We start from the raw sequence: 17503 nt of genomic DNA, 5'->3' as shown, positions 1-17503 counted from the left end.
AGGATAGAGTAAAACTATGTTTGACTACACGGAAATCATCAAAAAAGCGGAGATATTGATCGAGGCCCTTCCCTATATCCAGGCCCTTGCCGGCAAAACCGTGGTGATCAAGTACGGCGGCAATGCCATGATCAGTGAGGAGCTCAAAAACTCGGTCATGGAGGATATCACATTGCTGAAGTACATCGGGCTCAATCCCGTGGTTGTTCATGGGGGCGGTCCCGATATTTCCAGAGCGCTGAAAAGCTTCGGCGTGGAGTCCGAATTCGTGAACGGTCTCAGAAAGACCGACAGCAGCACCATGGAAGTCGCACAGATGGTCCTGGTTGGCAAAACCAACAAGGAAATCGTTTCACTCATCAACCAGAAAGGCGGAAAGGCCATCGGCCTGTGCGGCATTGACGGCATGCTCCTGGAATGCGAGAAGCACATGGAAATCGTGGACGGAAAACCGGTGGATCTGGGGTTTGTGGGCAGAATCACCAAAATCAATACCAGGGCCCTGGAGCTCCTGACCCACAGTGAATACATCCCGGTGGTAGCGCCCATCGGTACCGACAAAAACGGCCAGAGTTACAATATCAACGCCGACACGGTGGCCGCCGAACTGGCCGCAGCGCTGAAGGCCGAAAAGCTGATCCTGCTCACCGATGTGGAGGGTGTCAAGTCGGCCGAGGACAAGGTTATCCACGTCATCACCAGTGACGAGGTGCATCGGATGATCGAGGAGAAGGCCATTGTGGGCGGCATGATCCCCAAGGTACTGGGTTGCATACGCGCCCTGGAAGGCGGCGTCGGCCGTGCCCATATCATCGACGGAAGGATTCCGCACTGCATCCTGCTTGAGATATTCACCAACAAGGGTATCGGAACCATGATCACCAGACAGCTGATCCCTTACTATGAAAAAGAGAAGCTCTGACCCATGTTTACTTTCCCCCTGCATTGGCTTATAATACCCATATGATAAAAGGTGCGCAAACGATTGCGTCCTTTTTTATCAAAAGTTGAAGGATAGGGATTAGTGTATGGAAGAAATGGAACGCAGATCGAAGAACTTTATTGAAGAGATCATCGAAAAGGATCTGGAGTCCGGCAGAGTTAAGGAAATACGAACCCGATTCCCGCCCGAGCCAAACGGCTATCTGCATATCGGTCATACCAAGGCCATGTGCGTGGATTTTGGAATGGCCGAGAAGTATGGCGGCAAATGCAATCTGCGCTTTGACGACACCAACCCCACAAAGGAAGACGTGGAGTACGTGGACGCCATCATCGAAGATATCCGCTGGATGGGCTTTGATTTTGGCGACAGAGTCTATTTCGGCTCCGACTACAGCGAGCAGATTTATCAATACGCCGTACAGCTTATCAAGAAAGGCCTGGCCTACGTTGACGATCTTTCACCAGAGGAGATGCGCGAATATCGCGGCACCCTCACCGAGCCCGGCAGGGAAAGCCCATACCGCAACAGGAGCATCGAGGAGAACCTGGAGCTCTTTGAACGCATGAGGAAGGGCGAGTTTGAAAGCGGGGAAAAAACCTTGCGTGCCAAGATCGATATGGCCTCCCCCAACCTCAACATGCGGGATCCTGTCATCTACCGAATCAAGAAGGAACCGCATCACCGCACGGGAACCCAATGGTGCATCTACCCCATGTATGATTTTGCCCACCCGCTCCAGGACGCCATCGAGGGCATCACCCACTCCCTGTGCTCCATTGAATACGTGGATCACCGGCCCCTGTACGACTGGTTCCTCGAAAAGCTGGAAATTCCCAACCCGCCGCGCCAGTACGAGTTTGCAAGGCTCAACATCAACTATACCGTCATGAGCAAGAGAAAGCTTCGCGAACTGGTGGAAAAGGGCTATGTGGACGGTTGGGACGATCCGAGGATGCCCACCCTGCGTGCTCTCAGAAGGCGCGGCTTCACGCCCGCTTCCATCCGCAATTTCATCGAGCTCAACGGCATTTCCAAGACCGCCAGCGTAGCCGACTGGGGACTTCTGGAGCATTGCGTCCGTGAGGATCTGAACAAGAATGCCGATCGGGTTATGGCCGTCTTAAAGCCGCTCAAGGTTGTCATTGAGAATTACCCCGAAGATCTGGTCGAGGAATTCGATGTGGAGAACAATCCTGAAAGGCCTGAAAAGGGAACCCGGAAGGTTCCTTTCTCAAGAGAGATCTACATCGAGCGCGATGACTTTGCCATCGATCCGCCGCCCAAGTATTTCAGGCTGAAACCCGGCGGCGAAGTCAGGTTGAAAAACGCCTACTTCATCAAATGCACCGGATACGAGACCGATGAGAACGGCGAGGTTACCCTGGTCCGGGCCGTCTATGATCCCGCCTCCCGCGGCGGAGAGTCCCCCGACGGCCGAAAGGTGAAAGGAACCATCCATTGGGTATCGGCAAAGCACGCCATCGATGCGGAGGTAAGGCTCTACGACAAGCTCTTTGCTGTGGAAAACCCGGATGATATTCCGGACGGCAGCGACTACAAGGATTACATCAATCCGGACTCGTTGATCGTCATCAAGGGTGCAAAGCTTGAGCCGTGCCTCAAGGATGCGAAGCCCGAGGAAAAGTTCCAGTTCCTGAGGATTGGCTATTTCTGCGTGGACAATAAGGACAGCAAGCCCGGCAACCTGGTCTTCAACCGGACCGTGGGTCTGAAGGACACCTGGGCTAAGATCGCATCGAAACAGCAGGCTGGGAATGGCTGACTGACGTCAGACCAGAGGTTTGCCACCCGACTTCCTTCAGATTCCACCTCGCAATGGACACCCTCGTCTTAAGCTATACACTTCCCACTACCAGGGCGTATTCGGGACTTTCACCCGTTAGATTGCGCCCATGCTGGGCACACATGGACAAGGCTATCTCATTATTCGAGATAGCCTTGTTTAGTCGTTATAGTAGGATACCAGACGCTTTTAGTTTGAACTAGGCGGACCCATATTGGTGCCAGCCCAAAACTCCACATATCGCGAAGCATACGAATCGACAATATTCCCATATTTATCGATAGTAAAACCATATATTAATAGCGCAGGTTCTGCGAGAATCAATAAATTCGTAATTGTATGTTTCTGCAAAAAACCATGGATAGGGAATACTCTGCGTGGAAGTAGTCCAAACAGACTCAACGGAAGAGAATTTCCAGTATCCTCCGGTATCAAAAACCCTTGCTTCCAGATGAACATTTGCGCCTTTTACCTGCTTAGAATGATAATATGGATAGGAAGCCATAGGTGTTGTTATTCTCCCGGGACTGCAAACACCACTTCCGCTTTCATCGCTCTTTATCCTCTTGAGTTTTGATGCTGCTTCCTGGGCTTCAAGATTGGCCGCCTTGCTGGCTTCTATTTCCCTTATTAATTCCGCTTCAAATTCTTCAGGTGAAATAGTAATTTTCTCCGGTATAAGGCCCACCTTTTTCAGCTCTTCCGGAGTTGCCAATCGTACTTTTGTGCCATATCGGGCGTTTACCCTGTCAATCACGGCCTGGTATTTTTTATTTGCTTCAATAACATCATTTACAGCTGACATAAAGTCATCTGGCTGCCCAGATGCTGTCTGAAATTCCGAAACATCTGTTTCTGTAGCCGCGCAGTTTGCGGAAGTAGCAGATGCAAACGTCGGCATAGCCAATACAATCATCAGAACACATAAAAGCCATGCTACAACACGTTTTAAGCGCATTCGTACAACCCCTTTTACTTTTTTTGGATTACGGTAGACAGCTTTACTGGTAGCATTCATATGACAGGCTATACGGCTATCATCCTGTAAAAACATTCATTTCCATCATCTCCATACTAATTGAAATATTTCTGATATATGTATTATATATTTTATGATGTCAAATTATATCAAAATGTAATAAAAGCATATTTTAATGTAACAAACGCAAAACCAGACTTGAGATCGCGCTTTTCTCCTCAAGAAATATCTTTAGCGAAAGTTCTAGTTGGCTTATATGGCGCACCATCAAAAAAGATTCCATTCCGGCTACCGGATGGAATCTTTCTATATCCAAACGATTTCCGCCTACTGGTTGATATCCACGAAAATCCTTTCCCCGTCCTTGACCATGCCCAGCTTCTCCCGAGCTATCTTTTCAATGCTCTCCTCGCTGGACAGTTCATCCTTCTGCCGGAGAAGCTCCTGTTTGAGGGCTTTTTCCCGCTCTATGCGCTTTTGAACTTCTTTCATCTCGATCCGGATGGCGGTCATCTCCCTGGATTGGGAATAAACCGTAAAGGCTGTATAAACAAACGCCACCGACAACAGCGGGAATACCCACCATCCCTTTTTCCGTTTTCGTTTCTTCACCACAATGTTCACCCGGCTTTATCCTTGGTAGACGCGTTCCCATAAGGGTTTCTGTTACTGATATTATACCATATTGTCATGAAATTGTAACGGTTTCCTCATTTCTTGGTCATGGCGTTCCTGAGGCGCCTCATGTCAACCCTGATGCGGTAGGCCCTGACGGCAACCTGGTTTCGGAACTTGCCAAGACCCTTCCTGGTATGGCGCAGAAACACCCTGAAGACAGGCGCCAGGAGGCGGAGAATCTGCCTGAATGGCCACAGTATCGCTTTGATAAGTTCCGTCAGAACCCAGGACACGATCTTGCTGAGAAGGGCCAGATAAAGAAACCCGCCCAGAAACAGCCCGGAGAAAAAGTAAAATCTGGTCTCGCCGCTGCTGATGATGTAGGAGGCCAGAAAAACGATGATGGCTGCAATCACCCAGAACAGGATATCTTCAATATGGATAAAAATAACCGATGTCCTGACAAATCGCCTTTTGATTCGGAAAAGATCATACAGAAATGCCAAAACCAGCCCGCAAGCCGCAGCGCCCCCAACCACAGTAAGCTCATAACCCGCAATTGTGCTCATCTACCGTGCCGCCTTTCTATCTGAAAAGCCCCGAGAAGAAGCCTCCTTTTCTTTGCGGTACGCCCTCGTCCAGGTATTCCATGGCACAGATGTCTCCCTCCACATCCAGTTCGGATGTTTCCACGTTGAGCTTGTTGATGTGCAATCCGGCACCCCGTATCACCAACAGCCCGTTCTCCGTATCGAGGACTATGCATTCCTCATTGAAGCTTTCAACGTGTCGAACCCCTGAAACCATGAGCCGTCTCCTGTCCTTCAGGATGATGTTTTGCTGACGTTGCTCAAAGGCTTTGCGGTCTTCAACCATAACAGCACCTCCGATTCCATGCCTGCGCCAACCCAGGGTTCCGCTATGCCGTCGTTTGATATTATGCGCGGGCGGTTCGGGATATGCCACCGGATTAAAGTTGCGGCCGCAAGGCCTGTGGGCTTCCGCCGATCTTTCGCCGTACCATTCGGTTCCATGTGCCCGCCGGCATTTGACTCCCATTAAAAAAGCTTCTGCATGGATTACAGAAGCTCGTACATATCGGCGCTTTCTTCTTTCTTGGCGTGTTCTGTCGTTTTAAGCACCCTGAATCGGGTCACGTGTTCACCGAACCGGATCTCAACGATGTCCCCCTCCTTGACCTGGGATCCGGGCTTGGCCACTCTGCCGTTGATGAAGACCTTTTCCCTGTCGCAGGCCTCGCTGGCCAGTGTTCTCCGCTTGATGATCCGACTGACTTTCAGAAACTTGTCGATCCGCAATCAGACCGCCTCCTTTCCTGCTTAAACGGGAGACGCATCCCCGCGTTCCTTCCGTTTGCACTCCTCCCACAGGGCATCCATTTCTTCCAGGGTCATGTCCTGTAATTGTCTTCCCTGCTTTGCGCTTTCTGTTTCCACATACTCAAATCTCTTGATAAACTTGTTGACGGTGGCGGAAAGGGCCAGCTCGGGCTGTACCTTATGGAAACGGGCCACATTGACCGCGGCAAACAGCAAGTCGCCCATCTCTTCCTCGATCTCCGCCTGGTCTTTGCTTTCACAGGCTTTCTTCAGTTCCTGCACCTCTTCCTCAAGCTTTTTGAAGGCATCCTCCGCCTTATCCCAGTCAAAGCCCACCTGGGCGGCCTTCTCCTGAACCTTGTAGCTGCGCATCAATGCCGGGAGATTGGCCGGAACGCCTTTTAAGACCTTCGTCTGGGTTTCCTGGCCCTTTTCCTCCTTCTTGATCTCCTCCCATATCCGGATGACATCCTCGGGGGTTTCGGCCTCTTCCTCCCCGAACACATGGCGGTGTCGGTTGATCATCTTGCTGCTGACACCGTGAACCACATCTTCCATGTCAAACTGGCCGTTCTCCCTGGCGATCTGGGCATGGAACACCACCTGCAGCAGGAGATCCCCCAGCTCATCGCAGAGCTTGGCAGGGTTCTCCTCATCGATGGCCTCAAGCACCTCATAGGCTTCTTCGATCAGGTACCGTTTTAGGCTTTTATGGTCCTGTTCCCTGTCCCAGGGACAGCCTCCCGGGCTCCTGAGTTTTGCCATGATATCCAGAAGATCCTTGTACGTGTATTTCTTCATGCTCTCCATCTCCTGTATCCTGTCGTCGCGCCTGTTACCTTTGCAGATCACAGGGACCGCAAATCTTTTCAATGCTTCTGGGAACGGCATCCCGGGAGTTTTTCCAGTCCCCTTCCCGGTTCCTGTAATCAAACATTTCGGTAAAATGCCTGACCTCCCCGTGGATCCGTTCCAGGTGCTGTATCTGGATGGGAAGCAGCGTCTTCATAAACTCGGCCCGCTTTCCGCCGTTCAGCTCTTTTTTGCTTCCCTCCGCCAGCGATTTCATATGCTTTAGGCAGAATCCCTTTGAAGATTCAAACTTTCGCCTGAAATCCGGTTCCTTAAAGAACAGGTAGAGGATGGTGCCCACAAACCTGTCCATGTTCTTTTCAATCCGGCTGCATATGGCGCAGGACTTCTCCAGGTTTTCCAGGTACCTGGTCAATTCCTCCGAGAACCTGTCGGTACCCGAAACCTTCCCCGATAGCCGTCCCATGGCCGACTCCAGCAGGCCTTTTTCGCTTTCCTGCCCGATGGCATCCGCGTATTGCCGGTAGAGTTTTCCAATGACGGCTGCCTGCTCGGCCAGATGGGTTTCGATGATCAGCCCCAATCCAAGGCGGTTTTTCTGTGAATTGTACAGCTTGGTGAAATGGTGCGCACAAAAGCCCATGCGGTTGGTCTCCATCCGGCTGTCGGGTTCCATCAGGGACGGACCGAGGGCATATTCCAGCGCATCCTGTTCAAGCTTCTTCTCACAGACGCACAGGGGGCATTCGGTGTCCTGCTCAAAGGCCTCCGTTATGGGAATGGTGTAAATCCTCTCTTTCATGAAACCGCCTTGCCTTCCCGCCAGCAGGGCTTAACCGGGCCTGCTGGTTTAGTATGCAACGCTTATAGCATAACATACAATCACGGATGTGGGAAGTTGACGGTTGGATGGGATGAAAAGATTGCTTCGCACAGCTCGCAATGACAGCATTCAGTATTACCGGGCAGGCCTTTTCTCATGTCATTGCGAGGAGCAGAACGACGAAGCAATCTCAGCCTAACACTTTACGGGCTCCCTTCCTCTGCAAGCACATATCCGGCGTCATTGCGAGCGAGTGGAACGAGCGTGGCAATCTCTGAATACTATACAGGTCGCAGAAAAGGCTGAAATTGGCTTGTCGCGTTCACAATAGCCGCTTATACGCCGCCACCGGCATCCAATACATAGCGATGCGTGTGGGGCAACTCCTTCGGGTTCGAAAATCCCCATTTGAACCACGGAAAATGCTCCTGCACCCCGCCAATGGCGGCTGAAAGCCTTTCCAGGTAGGGATGGTAGATCCACGAGACAATCTTTTGATCTTCGATGTGGTAATACCAGCATAAGTTATACTCATACCGGCTGATGATGGACAGGCCTGAAAAATGGTAGAAGATCAGCGGTACGCCGTTCAGGCAGACCTGTTTCCCCTTCCGGGAAACCTTGTAGTTGGTGATGTTCCACAGGGCCGCATTGGCCCCGATGGACACCACGGTATGCACCCTTTCATACCGCTGGGGCCAATCCTCCACATAGCGTTGATCTCCGAACAGCTTGTGCTCGGGTTCTTCCTTGATAGGACAATGCTCAATGCATTTCTGCGCCCATTCCCCGATGGCCGCAAGGCTCGTGTCATCCCTCCTGCACCCCACAAACCCGGTATTGTAGATCCCGGTGATGTTGTAAAACCCCTCAAAGGCCTTTGAATTTCTGTGATGGGTCAGGAACAGGGACGCGGTGGGCTTTTCCGCGAATATGGCGGCCGGATCCGCGTAGAAGAAGAGGTCCGCATCCAGATGGGCAAAGTAACCGGCATCCGGGAAGGTATTCAAAACGTAGTTCAGGAACACCGGCTTCAGCGTCCAGCAATAAGCATGGAACAGGCGGTTGGCTTTTGCCTTGAGGAGCGCATCGTCCTCAATCTCATTAAGCTGCACCAGAACAAGGTTTGGAAAGGGAATGGCCTTAAGGACATCATACACCGCCTTGTCGGCACAGAGCACAAACAGCTTGTAGTTACCGGCATGCTCCTGAAGGGAAGACCTCATGGCCAGGAACTTATACAGATGATCCCTGGAAACCACAGTTGAAAAATGAAAAGCATCCATGTGCCCAACCCCTTTCCTGATGCTTGAATCCACCTTGACCTCCCTCATGGGGGGTGATGGATGAAAACCCGTCATGGATCGTCCACCCGGTTGATTTGCCGGGAGCCATTTCTTCTCAGATATTCAGGCCGATCTTCGGGCCCAGCTCGATATTGAGCGCCATCTTCAGCAAATCGCGCAGCATCCTGACAAAATGGACCGCTTTCCGTGCTTCAACCCATTCCCTCGTTTGCCGGATGATCATGGGAATACTGTCGGCAATGTTGATGATGACATCCGCCGTAGGCCCCCTGTAAGGCTTGTAGTGACTCTTTCGGATGATATTGAGCAGTTTCAGAAACACCCACAGGATCGGATGGCTCGACTCTTCCGCCAGCAGTTGCCGGATATCGCCCACCACCAGGTTGATTCTGTCCGAATCGGTCTTCAGCGCCTCCTGGAGGCAGACCATCTGCATATCCAGATAGAAGATATGGTTATACTTTTCGCAGATATAGGTCACGTTCTCCACCACGTCCACCCAGGTGAAGTTGGCCGGGTGTTCCTGGTGACAGCTCATGATGTCCTCTGCCACCACAAACCGGCAGCCGTCCTTGAAAAGCCGGATACCCAGGTCATAGTCCTCATAGCCGTACCGGACAATGCCCTCGTCAAACATACCCACGCCCATCACTTTGCTTCTGGGTACCGAAAGGTTGTTGGTGATGAAGAAGCGCCAGGGCAGGTTGTATCCGGTGAGGGTGCTGCCGTACCTGGCCAGGACCTGCTTCAAATCCACAATGAACGGGAGATCCAGGTCGAAGCTGTATTTCTCGTAGCTTCCGTCCAGCACATCAGCCTCGGTGATGAGGGGCATCCGGTCCTGGGGCGGATCCGCAAGGTTCAGAAGGCTGCCGGCCATGCGTTCGAATCGCGCCATCTGCTCGTGGCTGAACTTCTTGTAGAAGAACGAAAAAATGCGTTTCCAGAACAGACCGCAGACCACCAGGTCATCCCCCTGCTCATGGGCCTCAATATGCTTCCGCACGAAACTTCTGGAGGCGATCATATCGCTGTCATGGAAGATGAGGATCTCCCCCAGGGCTTCCAGGATGCCCTGGTTGCGTCCCCGAGCAATGCCCCGGTTCTCTTCCAGGCGGATGAACCGCAGGGGGAACCTGGATTTGAAATTTTTCAGCATGTCCAGGGTGTTATCGGTGGAGCCGTTATCCACCACGATGATCTCCACATCGTCACCCTGGTAATCCTGGTTGTTCAGCGCCACAAGGTTCAGGTAAAGCCGTTCCCGGGCATTCCAGGAAGGGATGATGATGCTTGCCCTCATTTCTTGTCACTCTCCTTCCGCTCCAGGTCCTGGGCATCGGAATAGCCGTCGAATCCCGGGTCAATCCTGCTGATATTGTGGATCACATTCTGCAGGATGTGTATGTAAATCCCATAGAAGAAAGGCAGATCCGCAGCGCTCTGTTCATGGATCATGATGATCCGGTTGCCCCTCAGCACGCGAAAACCGCTGAAATGGTAGCAAATCAGCTGGTTTGCCCCGGCATATACCTTTCCGTCGACAATGGAATACTGGTATTGGGCACGGTTCCAGTGACCGATATTGACACCCGGTGTCCGGATCTCACAGACATTCGGAAACCTGGCAGGCATGTCGTCCAGGTATTTCTGGTCGCCGAAAAGGCCTGCCTCGGGCTTGCTGACGCAGGATTCCAGGCAGCGGTTCTTCCACCATCTGAGGCAGTCCAGCCCGGTTTCATCTCTTTTGAAGCTGATGAAACCGGAATTGTACCGGCCGAGAAGGGACTGGAGCCTCGCCTTGTTCTCGGGAGCAAGGGACGGAATGACGATATCGCCTCGGGACAAAAGCACCGAACAGTCGGGCTGGCTCTGGAAGATCACCGACGGATCGGCAAAGAAGAAAAGATCCGCATCCACATAGGTCACCCTGTCGATCTTGGGATCGCGCGAGAACACCGCCTCTATCAGGAGCGGCTTCAGGGTCCAGCAATACTCGTTCATCCGTCGGTTTTTCCTGACCTGGGCCAGCGCTTCGTGCCTGAGCTCACAGAGATGCAGCAGCCGGATGCGCTGCCATCCCATCCTGCTGATGAGGCGGTGTGTTTCTTCATCCACGCAGAGCACATACAGAACAGGATCCTTCAGGACTTCCTGGAGCGAGCAGAGCATGGCAATGGCCTGGTACAACCTGAACCTGGAAATCACCGTGCAAAAAACAAGCTCGTTCATCCCCCGACACACTCCTCAAGGCCATGCCGATCGGTTTGCCCAAAATATGCCCGGTACCATTCAATCGTCCTTTTCAATCCTTCATCAATGGTGTAGCGGGGCGACCATCCCAGGAGCCTTCTGGCCTTGGATGCATCCAGGTATTGGTGCCGGATCTCATGGTTTCCCCGGTTCAGGATAACCGGTTTCAGGTTTGAACCCATGATGTCCAGGATTTTATTGACCAGTTCCAGAACCGTCAGCTGGATCTCATTGCTGAAGTTGAAGGCCTCACCGAAAAGCCCCTCGCTTTCCATTTTTTCAGCCAGGAGCATATAGGCGCTGACCGCATCCTCCACATAGAAATAGTCCCGGATAAAGGTCCCGTCACTGCGTATGACGGGCGCCTGCCCCTTAAGCACGCTCAGGATGGTCTGGGGAACAATCCGGTTGAAATTGGTATCCCCCTCGCCGTACAGGTTCCCGCAGCGGGTGATGCAAACCGGCAGGCCATAGGTATGGTAATAGGCCTGCGCGATCAAATCGGCGCAGCTTTTGGAGACATCGTAGGGATGCCTTCCCTGTAGCGGCATGTTTTCATTGTAGGGAAGCACCTCCTGATCCCCGTAGGCCTTGTCGCTGGATGCCACAATGACTCTTTTGACCAGCGGATTTCTCCTGCAGGCCTCCAGCACATGCCAGGTGCCCCGGATGTTGGCCTCAAAGGTGGACAGGGGATTCCGGTTAGCCGTCCCGACAATGGCCTGCGCCCCCACATGGAATACCGTATCGATCTCATATTCATTCAAAGCCCTCTCCAGAAGGGCGTAATCTTCCAGTGAACCGTAGACCTGGCTGATGCCCGAAAGATCATGAAAAAAACCGGATGACGGTACCCTGTCACGCACCAGACCGGTCACAACAGCCCCTTTGCTTTTCAGGGCCTTCACCAGGTGGCTTCCCAGAAAGCCTGTGCAACCCGTTACAAAAACATTGCGTCCATTCCAGAAACCGCTCATTTCCATACCCTCCATCGGTCCATGCCTTCCTCCGCCATCTTGTTCATGGTCATGACGTCATAGTAGGTATCGCAGGCATACCAGAACCCGTCGTGCATATAGACGGCCAGTTGCCTGTCCCTGGCAAGATCGGCCATGGCGTGTTTTTCAAGGATATTGGGCTCAACGGCTGAGAGGTAATCAAACACACCCGGCTCAAAAACAAAAAAGCCGCCGTTAATGATGCCTTCCCTGCTTTCCTTTTCCACAAACGAATCCGCAATGCCGTTCCGTACCGTCATGGTGCCATACTGGCTTTTCTTGCTGATCCCTGTCACGGTGGCAATACGCCCTTTTTCCCTGTGGAAGACCAGGAGCTTATGGAGGTTGATATCCGCCAGGCCATCCCCGTAGGTGGCCATAAAGGTCTTGTTGCCGACCAGATCCCGCGCCTTTTTGATCCGGTCCCCGGTCGTGGTATCCAGGCCTGTGTCCAGAAAGGTAATCTTCCAGTTTTCCGCCTCTTCCAGCAAGGTGATACGGCTGTTCTGGGTGTCCAGGACAAAGCTGTGGTTTTTCCAGGGATAATCCATGAAATACTCCTTAATCCTGTCGCCCCTGTATCCCAGCAGCAGGATAAAATCGTCAAAGCCGTAATGCTTGTAAAGCTTCATGATATGCCACAGCATCGGCTTACCGGCAATGGGAACAAGCGGCTTGGGCATATCCCTGGTCAGCTCATGCATTCTCAGTCCCCGGCCACCGCATAATATCAATACTTTCATATTCGTCCCCCAATGGCGTCATAGGTTGTACACATATTCATGATACGCAGGTGTGCCGAAAATCGTTCGAAATGGGCATACAGCCCATCGGCCGGCAGCATCCGGTCAGGCCGGGCTACCTGGATGCCCCGTTTATAAACGCCTCATCGATGTAGTCGTAGCGATAGTAATCATCATAGAATACCGTGATGGTCAACCGCCACTGGTTGTTCCTGTCCACGGACTCAGACTGCTTCAGCGCGATCACCTGCTTATTGCTGATGAACCGGTTAACCAAGGATTCCAGAGTCCGGATATCATCACCGGAAAAGATCTTGATTTTCAAAACAGCCGCCTCCACCCTGAGCAATGGATTCTTTCTCTTACTTTATTTATATTAGGCAGGAACCCGAACATAACCAGATTTCAGAACCTGCCGGCAACACGTCCGGACAGGCAGTTTGGCATCAGGACAAGGTTCGGGCACGGCGACTCAGGCGCGGGGGCAAACGGCCGTACCGTCCACAGGAAGAAATGGTTAACACAGGCAGCCAAACAAGCGAAAAAAAATGCTTGACTGCGTTTCAGGACTTTGCTATACTATAAAAGCGCGCTAACACGCCGGAAATATGGCGGCGTAGCTCAGGTGGCTAGAGCATGCGGTTCATACCCGCAGTGTCGTTGGTTCAAATCCGACCGCCGCTACCATTTATAAGGCCCCATGGTCAAGTGGTTAAGACACGGCCCTTTCAAGGCCGTAACAGGGGTTCGAATCCCCTTGGGGTCACCAGAAAAGAGACTGTCGCATACGACAGTCTCTTTTGTTCTTTCCGCCTTCTTTCCGGCGAAGAAAGGCCTCACCGGTATTATTCTATGCTTTTGATGCTCCAGCCATAATCCATCTTTACCAGATGAAAGGTATACGCATATCCCGTTCCGTCCGTGTCGGCAACGGACATCCGGGCTGTGGCCTGATTGCCCTTCCGGCTGACCTTAAGGTTCAGACCGTCATCAAGCTCCATGATGTCATTGAACAAGGCACCGGCTATGGCATCCAGATGGAGTTCGGGTGCTTTCCCGGGATCGCCTGTAAAGAGCATGGCAAGCCTGTCATCAGCTTCCCGGCAATGGTCAAGGTCCAGGATGCTCAGGATCAGGTATTCGTGTATCGTATCTTCAATGCTGTCCGGATAATCGGGCAGCTCAATGCGGCAGATATCCGGCACAAATTCGCCATCCTTCCAGAGGTATGTGCTGAAGACGGGATAATAATAAACGTCATAGCTCCACCTGTGCTGGTAATAGCCTTCGTATACGCCGTCATCTTCAAGATCCAGAAGCCCGTCATCCCCGACTCCCGTAGGCGATGCGCTGGTGACCAGCAACCGGATTTCATCTCCGTCAAGCGCATAAAGGGAAAAGCCGTACAGGTTGACAAAATTGGTCAGTGCAGCATGGATATAGGTCTTGTTGCTGCCGTTCATACGGACCGGTTCCACATGCTCTATGGCATACCCGCTGTCATTCCCGGCCATGTCGCCCACCTGTACCAGGTCGCCGTTCCTGTACCTGAGGATATAGAAGCCTGAAATCTCATCTCCAAAACCTGCCACAGCCAGCGCCTCTTCATGGCCGTCCCTGTCAAAGTCCTCAATGAAGCAGTCCAGCAGGGTCATATCCGGATAGTTCCGGTAAAAGTAATCCGAAACCATGCTTTCGGTCAGCCCGGCATCCGGGTTGGGAACAGGCGTTGGGGTGATTTCGGGAGCAGGGGTTTCTTTTGCGGTAGCTTCAGGAGTATCCGCCGGTTCATCTGTTTCCGTCACGTCTTGCATCCTGGCACACCCGGCCAGCAACAGCGCAAGGCACAGGAACAGGGTTACAATGTGGAAAATAAGGGATCGGCACTTTGCCATCCCGTACCCCTCCTTTTCAAAAGGCCATATCCCGCCTGGCAGCGGACAGGCCCATAAAACTTTACATCCTTTTCCATTATACCATCGCGGAATCCGCAGTTCAAAGAGCCGGCTCAGTCCGTCGACGAGGCTGCCTCGCTGCCGGGGTTGTCCATGCCGATCCGGTTTTCCCGGGCAAAGTAGAACAGATATTGCTGGGCGATGCCGGCAAGCGGCCCGAACTTCCTTCGCGCAAAGGCCACAATCGCTTCATTGGTGGTTCCGCTTTCCGGATACAGCGTTTCCATCACGCGTCTGACCCACCTGTCCACAGGAAAAGCGTCAGGCATCAGCCCGCTGTACAGCCCGACGCAATCCGCCACTTTTTCACCGACCCCATGCAGCGCAAGAAGCGCCTGCCTCACACTGCCGGAATCCATTTTCCCGAGCGCGTCCACATCAAGCGCATGCACCTGCCGGGATGCACGGATGATGTACCTGGCCCGGTATCCCGCCCTGATACACCGGAGGGATTCCTCGGACAGAGCGGCCAGCACATCCGCTTCCGGAAAGGCATAAAGGACATGTTCCCGGTAGACTACCGGCCTTCCGTAGTTTTGGGCCAGGCATTCCACAATCCTTTTGATCCTGGGGATATTGTTGTTCTGTGAAATGATGAAGGAGATGAGGATCTCGAAAAATTCCTGTTTCAGAAGCCTGAGTCCGGGCGCGAAGGCAATGGCTTCCTTCATGACCGGATCATTACGGGAAAGCTCACGCTGCACCGCACCATAATCACGGCCCAGGTCGAAGTATTCATGCCACATCCGGACAAAATCGGATCGCTCCGTGTTATGAAAGATGATATCGCGGCCTGCCTGTTCGGCCTCCACCACCCTGCCCCTGACAATCCCCAGCCAGTTGCCATTCTCCAGCCTTCGCCACCTGAAGCACTGTCCGCATTCAAAGGTTTGCTGAAGGTCAAACTGTGCCACGTTCCGCAATATGACGCGCTCTTTTTCTGCATGCCATTCCATGGGTTCACTGTCCTTTTTGGTTTGCTGTCTAACGTAAATAATGTATCCGGCAAAATGCAAGACTTCTTGTACGCCTGACAGGCATTACTGTATAATTAAAATGTAAATTTGAACATGAACATGTCGTTTATTGTCGTTTTTCTACTAAACCGATATCGAATTACAATTATATATAAAACAATTAATTGAGCGTTTACAAGGGGTATTATAACATGGCTCTACTGTTGTTTAAAAACGAGTATATAGAGATCTCCCGGGATGCGGGATATTTCTATATCAAATCCACGGCAAAGGGCCTTTCCATGGAGGCGTTCAGCAAAATACTGCAGAATTCTTTCCCCCAGATAAAAATCATCAGTTTTACCGCCATAAAAAACGCTCTCCTGAATGCACCCCATGGTCCTGTCCTGTTCGGCCAGGAACGGGATCGCGTTATTATTCATGTGTCCAACGATGAGTTGCGGGCCTACATGACCCTGTACGTCCCCGACAAAGACCTGGCGCCTGAGAACCGTGACAATCTGATCAGGGAGATCTATGAGGCACTGCGCAAAGCCGGTGTTGTTTACGGCATCAAGACAGAGGTGCTCACCGGGAGTCTTTCCCCGAGTGTTGAATACCTGATAGCCGAGGGTGTGCCCGCAATCAACGGAACGGATGCCGAAATCAAGCTATATGAAATTCAAACCCCCAAACCCCAGGTATATGATTCGGGCAATGTCAACCATTACGAGCTGAATCTAATCCACCGGGTCAACAAGGGCGACTGGCTGGGCGAGAGAAAGAATCCCACTCCCGGAATACCCGGCAAGAGCGTCCGGGGCAACCCGATTCCTCCCATTCCGGGCAAATGGCTGCCGCTCCTGTATGACCGTACCTCAGTCTATGAGGAAACCAAGGACGGCGTGACCACCCTGTACGCCAAGAAGACCGGGGCAGTCTATTACAAGGGGGATACTATCGGCGTCTACGATTTTCTTGAAATCAACGGGGATATCGATTTTTCCACCGGTAATATAGGTTTTGACGGCTACCTGTCTGTTAAGGGGACCGTGGAAGACAATTTCTGTGCCGTTTCCGACAAGGACCTGGAGATCCTCGGCGAGTACGGCGTCGGGGCTGCCGATCAAATCGGGAGCCGGGACGGCAACGTATACATCCGGGGCGGTATCGCCGGCAAGGGCAAAACCGTGCTTCGCTGCAAAAAGAATCTCTATGTCAAATTCCTGTCCGATATCACCGTGGAATGTGAGGGCAATGTTTATGTGGGATTCTATTGCATCAATGCCAACATAAAGGCCAGGCAGGTCATTGTCGAAGCGCCCCGCGGCAAGATCATCGGCGGTACCATCGATGCGGAAATCCGGGTATCCGCCGCAGACATCGGCAATGTTGCCGAGAACCGGACCGTAATCCGGGTCAGAGGGTTTAACCGGAGCAATCTCAAGATGGAACTGGATCAGAAAAAGCTCCATCTGAAAGAGCTCAGGGATCAATTGACACAGCTCAAACAGCATATTCATGTTTACTCCTGCTCATCCGATCTTTCAGAAGAACAGCGCATCCAGTTCGAGGAGCTGAAGAACCAGTATTCGGATCTGAAGGAACAGATCAAGGAATTGGAATATGAGCTGAGGAACCTGACCGATGACCTGAAAACTCCGGGCGAAGGAGCGGTTATCGTCCGGAACAGGTGCTATCCACGGGTCAGGGTGGAGATAAAAGGCATAGGCGAAGAGATCACCAAGGAAACACCCATGACGGTCTTTTATTTCAAGGATAACGCCATCAAAACGAGGTAGGGGGAAACGATTTTGGATTACCAGGAAATTCTGTCGAAGATTCAGCAGGATGTCAATAATGACCTGAGGACGGATAGTGTCAACGATTTGTAGGAATAAAAATCAGCCTCCTACACGATACAGTAAGCTTCCGTGTTGTAACCCCCTAAGTATCCAATAGATTCTG

General features: G+C 52.1%; 18 protein-coding genes and 2 tRNA genes. 5 read left to right on the top strand and 15 right to left on the bottom strand.

The window, feature by feature from the left end; all coding sequences use genetic code 11:
* Positions 1-16 precede the first annotated feature (16 nt).
* Positions 17-922, top strand: coding sequence for an acetylglutamate kinase (gene argB, locus F3H12_RS03095; RefSeq protein WP_149677895.1), 906 nt, complete (start codon positions 17-19; stop codon positions 920-922).
* Positions 923-1028: 106 nt separating this feature from the next.
* Positions 1029-2729 carry a glutamine--tRNA ligase/YqeY domain fusion protein gene (locus F3H12_RS03090; RefSeq protein WP_149677894.1) on the top strand — a complete coding sequence of 567 codons (1701 nt, stop codon included), beginning with the start codon at positions 1029-1031 and terminating at the stop codon, positions 2727-2729.
* A 295-nt stretch (positions 2730-3024) separates the two neighbouring features.
* Here F3H12_RS03090 and F3H12_RS03085 read toward each other — a convergent pair whose 3' ends face one another.
* The 13 genes from F3H12_RS03085 to F3H12_RS03025 form a co-directional block, all read right to left on the bottom strand.
* A complete protein-coding gene (locus tag F3H12_RS03085; RefSeq protein ID WP_149677893.1) occupies positions 3025-3804 on the bottom strand; it encodes a hypothetical protein in 780 nt (259 codons plus the stop codon).
* A gap of 252 nt (positions 3805-4056) precedes the next feature.
* Complete coding sequence (locus tag F3H12_RS03080; RefSeq protein ID WP_149677892.1) at positions 4057-4353, bottom strand: FtsB family cell division protein; 297 nt, start codon at positions 4351-4353, stop codon at positions 4057-4059.
* 86 nt (positions 4354-4439) lie between these two features.
* Positions 4440-4916: a spore cortex biosynthesis protein YabQ gene (yabQ, locus tag F3H12_RS03075; RefSeq protein WP_149677891.1), complete on the bottom strand. Its 477-nt coding sequence runs from the start codon at positions 4914-4916 to the stop codon at positions 4440-4442.
* A 16-nt stretch (positions 4917-4932) separates the two neighbouring features.
* A complete protein-coding gene (gene yabP / locus F3H12_RS03070; protein ID WP_149677890.1) occupies positions 4933-5223 on the bottom strand; it encodes a sporulation protein YabP in 291 nt (96 codons plus the stop codon).
* 203 nt (positions 5224-5426) lie between these two features.
* Positions 5427-5666 carry an RNA-binding S4 domain-containing protein gene (locus F3H12_RS03065; protein ID WP_149677889.1) on the bottom strand — a complete coding sequence of 80 codons (240 nt, stop codon included), beginning with the start codon at positions 5664-5666 and terminating at the stop codon, positions 5427-5429.
* Positions 5667-5687: 21 nt separating this feature from the next.
* Positions 5688-6488 (bottom strand): nucleoside triphosphate pyrophosphohydrolase, encoded by an 801-nt coding sequence (gene mazG / locus F3H12_RS03060; protein WP_149677888.1) that lies wholly within the window; start codon positions 6486-6488, stop codon positions 5688-5690.
* Positions 6489-6522: 34 nt separating this feature from the next.
* Positions 6523-7302: a DUF6062 family protein gene (locus tag F3H12_RS03055; protein ID WP_149677887.1), complete on the bottom strand. Its 780-nt coding sequence runs from the start codon at positions 7300-7302 to the stop codon at positions 6523-6525.
* A 356-nt stretch (positions 7303-7658) separates the two neighbouring features.
* Positions 7659-8642 (bottom strand): hypothetical protein, encoded by a 984-nt coding sequence (locus tag F3H12_RS03050; RefSeq protein WP_207706787.1) that lies wholly within the window; start codon positions 8640-8642, stop codon positions 7659-7661.
* 82 nt (positions 8643-8724) lie between these two features.
* Entirely contained in the window at positions 8725-9933 is a 1209-nt protein-coding gene (locus F3H12_RS03045) for a glycosyltransferase family 2 protein (RefSeq protein WP_149677886.1), read from the bottom strand.
* Positions 9930-10862 carry a putative nucleotide-diphospho-sugar transferase gene (locus F3H12_RS03040; RefSeq protein WP_149677885.1) on the bottom strand — a complete coding sequence of 311 codons (933 nt, stop codon included), beginning with the start codon at positions 10860-10862 and terminating at the stop codon, positions 9930-9932. Before F3H12_RS03040 ends, F3H12_RS03045 begins: the two co-directional genes overlap by 4 nt.
* Positions 10859-11860 (bottom strand): GDP-mannose 4,6-dehydratase, encoded by a 1002-nt coding sequence (locus F3H12_RS03035; RefSeq protein ID WP_149677884.1) that lies wholly within the window; start codon positions 11858-11860, stop codon positions 10859-10861. Before F3H12_RS03035 ends, F3H12_RS03040 begins: the two co-directional genes overlap by 4 nt.
* A complete protein-coding gene (locus tag F3H12_RS03030) occupies positions 11857-12624 on the bottom strand; it encodes a sugar phosphate nucleotidyltransferase (protein ID WP_149677883.1) in 768 nt (255 codons plus the stop codon). Before F3H12_RS03030 ends, F3H12_RS03035 begins: the two co-directional genes overlap by 4 nt.
* Positions 12625-12739: 115 nt before the next feature.
* Positions 12740-12949, bottom strand: a complete 210-nt coding sequence (locus tag F3H12_RS03025) for a hypothetical protein (protein ID WP_149677882.1) — start codon at positions 12947-12949, stop codon at positions 12740-12742.
* Between the two features lie 285 nt (positions 12950-13234).
* Between F3H12_RS03025 and F3H12_RS03020 the strand changes: the two genes are divergently transcribed.
* Positions 13235-13311, top strand: a tRNA-Met gene (locus tag F3H12_RS03020).
* Positions 13312-13318: 7 nt separating this feature from the next.
* Positions 13319-13393, top strand: a tRNA-Glu gene (locus tag F3H12_RS03015).
* Between the two features lie 76 nt (positions 13394-13469).
* On the opposite strand, the gene F3H12_RS03010 is transcribed toward F3H12_RS03015, so the two are convergent.
* Positions 13470-14519, bottom strand: coding sequence for a hypothetical protein (locus F3H12_RS03010; RefSeq protein ID WP_149677881.1), 1050 nt, complete (start codon positions 14517-14519; stop codon positions 13470-13472).
* A gap of 113 nt (positions 14520-14632) precedes the next feature.
* On the bottom strand, positions 14633-15535 hold the full coding sequence (locus F3H12_RS03005) for a DNA-3-methyladenine glycosylase family protein (protein ID WP_149677880.1): 903 nt from the start codon (positions 15533-15535) through the stop codon (positions 14633-14635).
* Positions 15536-15747: 212 nt separating this feature from the next.
* Between F3H12_RS03005 and F3H12_RS03000 the strand changes: the two genes are divergently transcribed.
* The gene (locus tag F3H12_RS03000) at positions 15748-17337 is read left to right on the top strand and encodes a FapA family protein (RefSeq protein ID WP_149677879.1); all 1590 of its coding nucleotides are present in this window, start codon (positions 15748-15750) and stop codon (positions 17335-17337) included.
* Positions 17338-17503 lie beyond the last annotated feature (166 nt).

Origin of the sequence: Thermoclostridium caenicola, assembly GCF_900142095.1 — a bacterium.
Classification (GTDB): domain Bacteria; phylum Bacillota; class Clostridia; order DSM-8532; family DSM-8532; genus Thermoclostridium_A; species Thermoclostridium_A caenicola.
The sequence above is the reverse complement of the archived record's forward strand: the minus strand, read 5'-3'. Positions and strand labels throughout refer to the sequence as shown.

Excerpts from the sequence above, each read along its gene's own strand:
- argB (WP_149677895.1), top strand. The coding sequence starts at position 17 with ATGTTTGACTACACGGAAATCATCAAAAAAGCGGAGATATTGATCGAG.
- F3H12_RS03090 (WP_149677894.1), top strand. The coding sequence starts at position 1,029 with ATGGAAGAAATGGAACGCAGATCGAAGAACTTTATTGAAGAGATCATC.
- F3H12_RS03085 (WP_149677893.1), bottom strand. The coding sequence starts at position 3,804 with ATGTTTTTACAGGATGATAGCCGTATAGCCTGTCATATGAATGCTACC.
- yabQ (WP_149677891.1), bottom strand. The coding sequence starts at position 4,916 with ATGAGCACAATTGCGGGTTATGAGCTTACTGTGGTTGGGGGCGCTGCG.
- yabP (WP_149677890.1), bottom strand. The coding sequence starts at position 5,223 with ATGGTTGAAGACCGCAAAGCCTTTGAGCAACGTCAGCAAAACATCATC.
- mazG (WP_149677888.1), bottom strand. The coding sequence starts at position 6,488 with ATGAAGAAATACACGTACAAGGATCTTCTGGATATCATGGCAAAACTC.
- F3H12_RS03055 (WP_149677887.1), bottom strand. The coding sequence starts at position 7,302 with ATGAAAGAGAGGATTTACACCATTCCCATAACGGAGGCCTTTGAGCAG.
- F3H12_RS03045 (WP_149677886.1), bottom strand. The coding sequence starts at position 9,933 with ATGAGGGCAAGCATCATCATCCCTTCCTGGAATGCCCGGGAACGGCTT.
- F3H12_RS03040 (WP_149677885.1), bottom strand. The coding sequence starts at position 10,862 with ATGAACGAGCTTGTTTTTTGCACGGTGATTTCCAGGTTCAGGTTGTAC.
- F3H12_RS03035 (WP_149677884.1), bottom strand. The coding sequence starts at position 11,860 with ATGAGCGGTTTCTGGAATGGACGCAATGTTTTTGTAACGGGTTGCACA.
- F3H12_RS03030 (WP_149677883.1), bottom strand. The coding sequence starts at position 12,624 with ATGAAAGTATTGATATTATGCGGTGGCCGGGGACTGAGAATGCATGAG.
- F3H12_RS03010 (WP_149677881.1), bottom strand. The coding sequence starts at position 14,519 with ATGGCAAAGTGCCGATCCCTTATTTTCCACATTGTAACCCTGTTCCTG.
- F3H12_RS03005 (WP_149677880.1), bottom strand. The coding sequence starts at position 15,535 with ATGGAATGGCATGCAGAAAAAGAGCGCGTCATATTGCGGAACGTGGCA.
- F3H12_RS03000 (WP_149677879.1), top strand. The coding sequence starts at position 15,748 with ATGGCTCTACTGTTGTTTAAAAACGAGTATATAGAGATCTCCCGGGAT.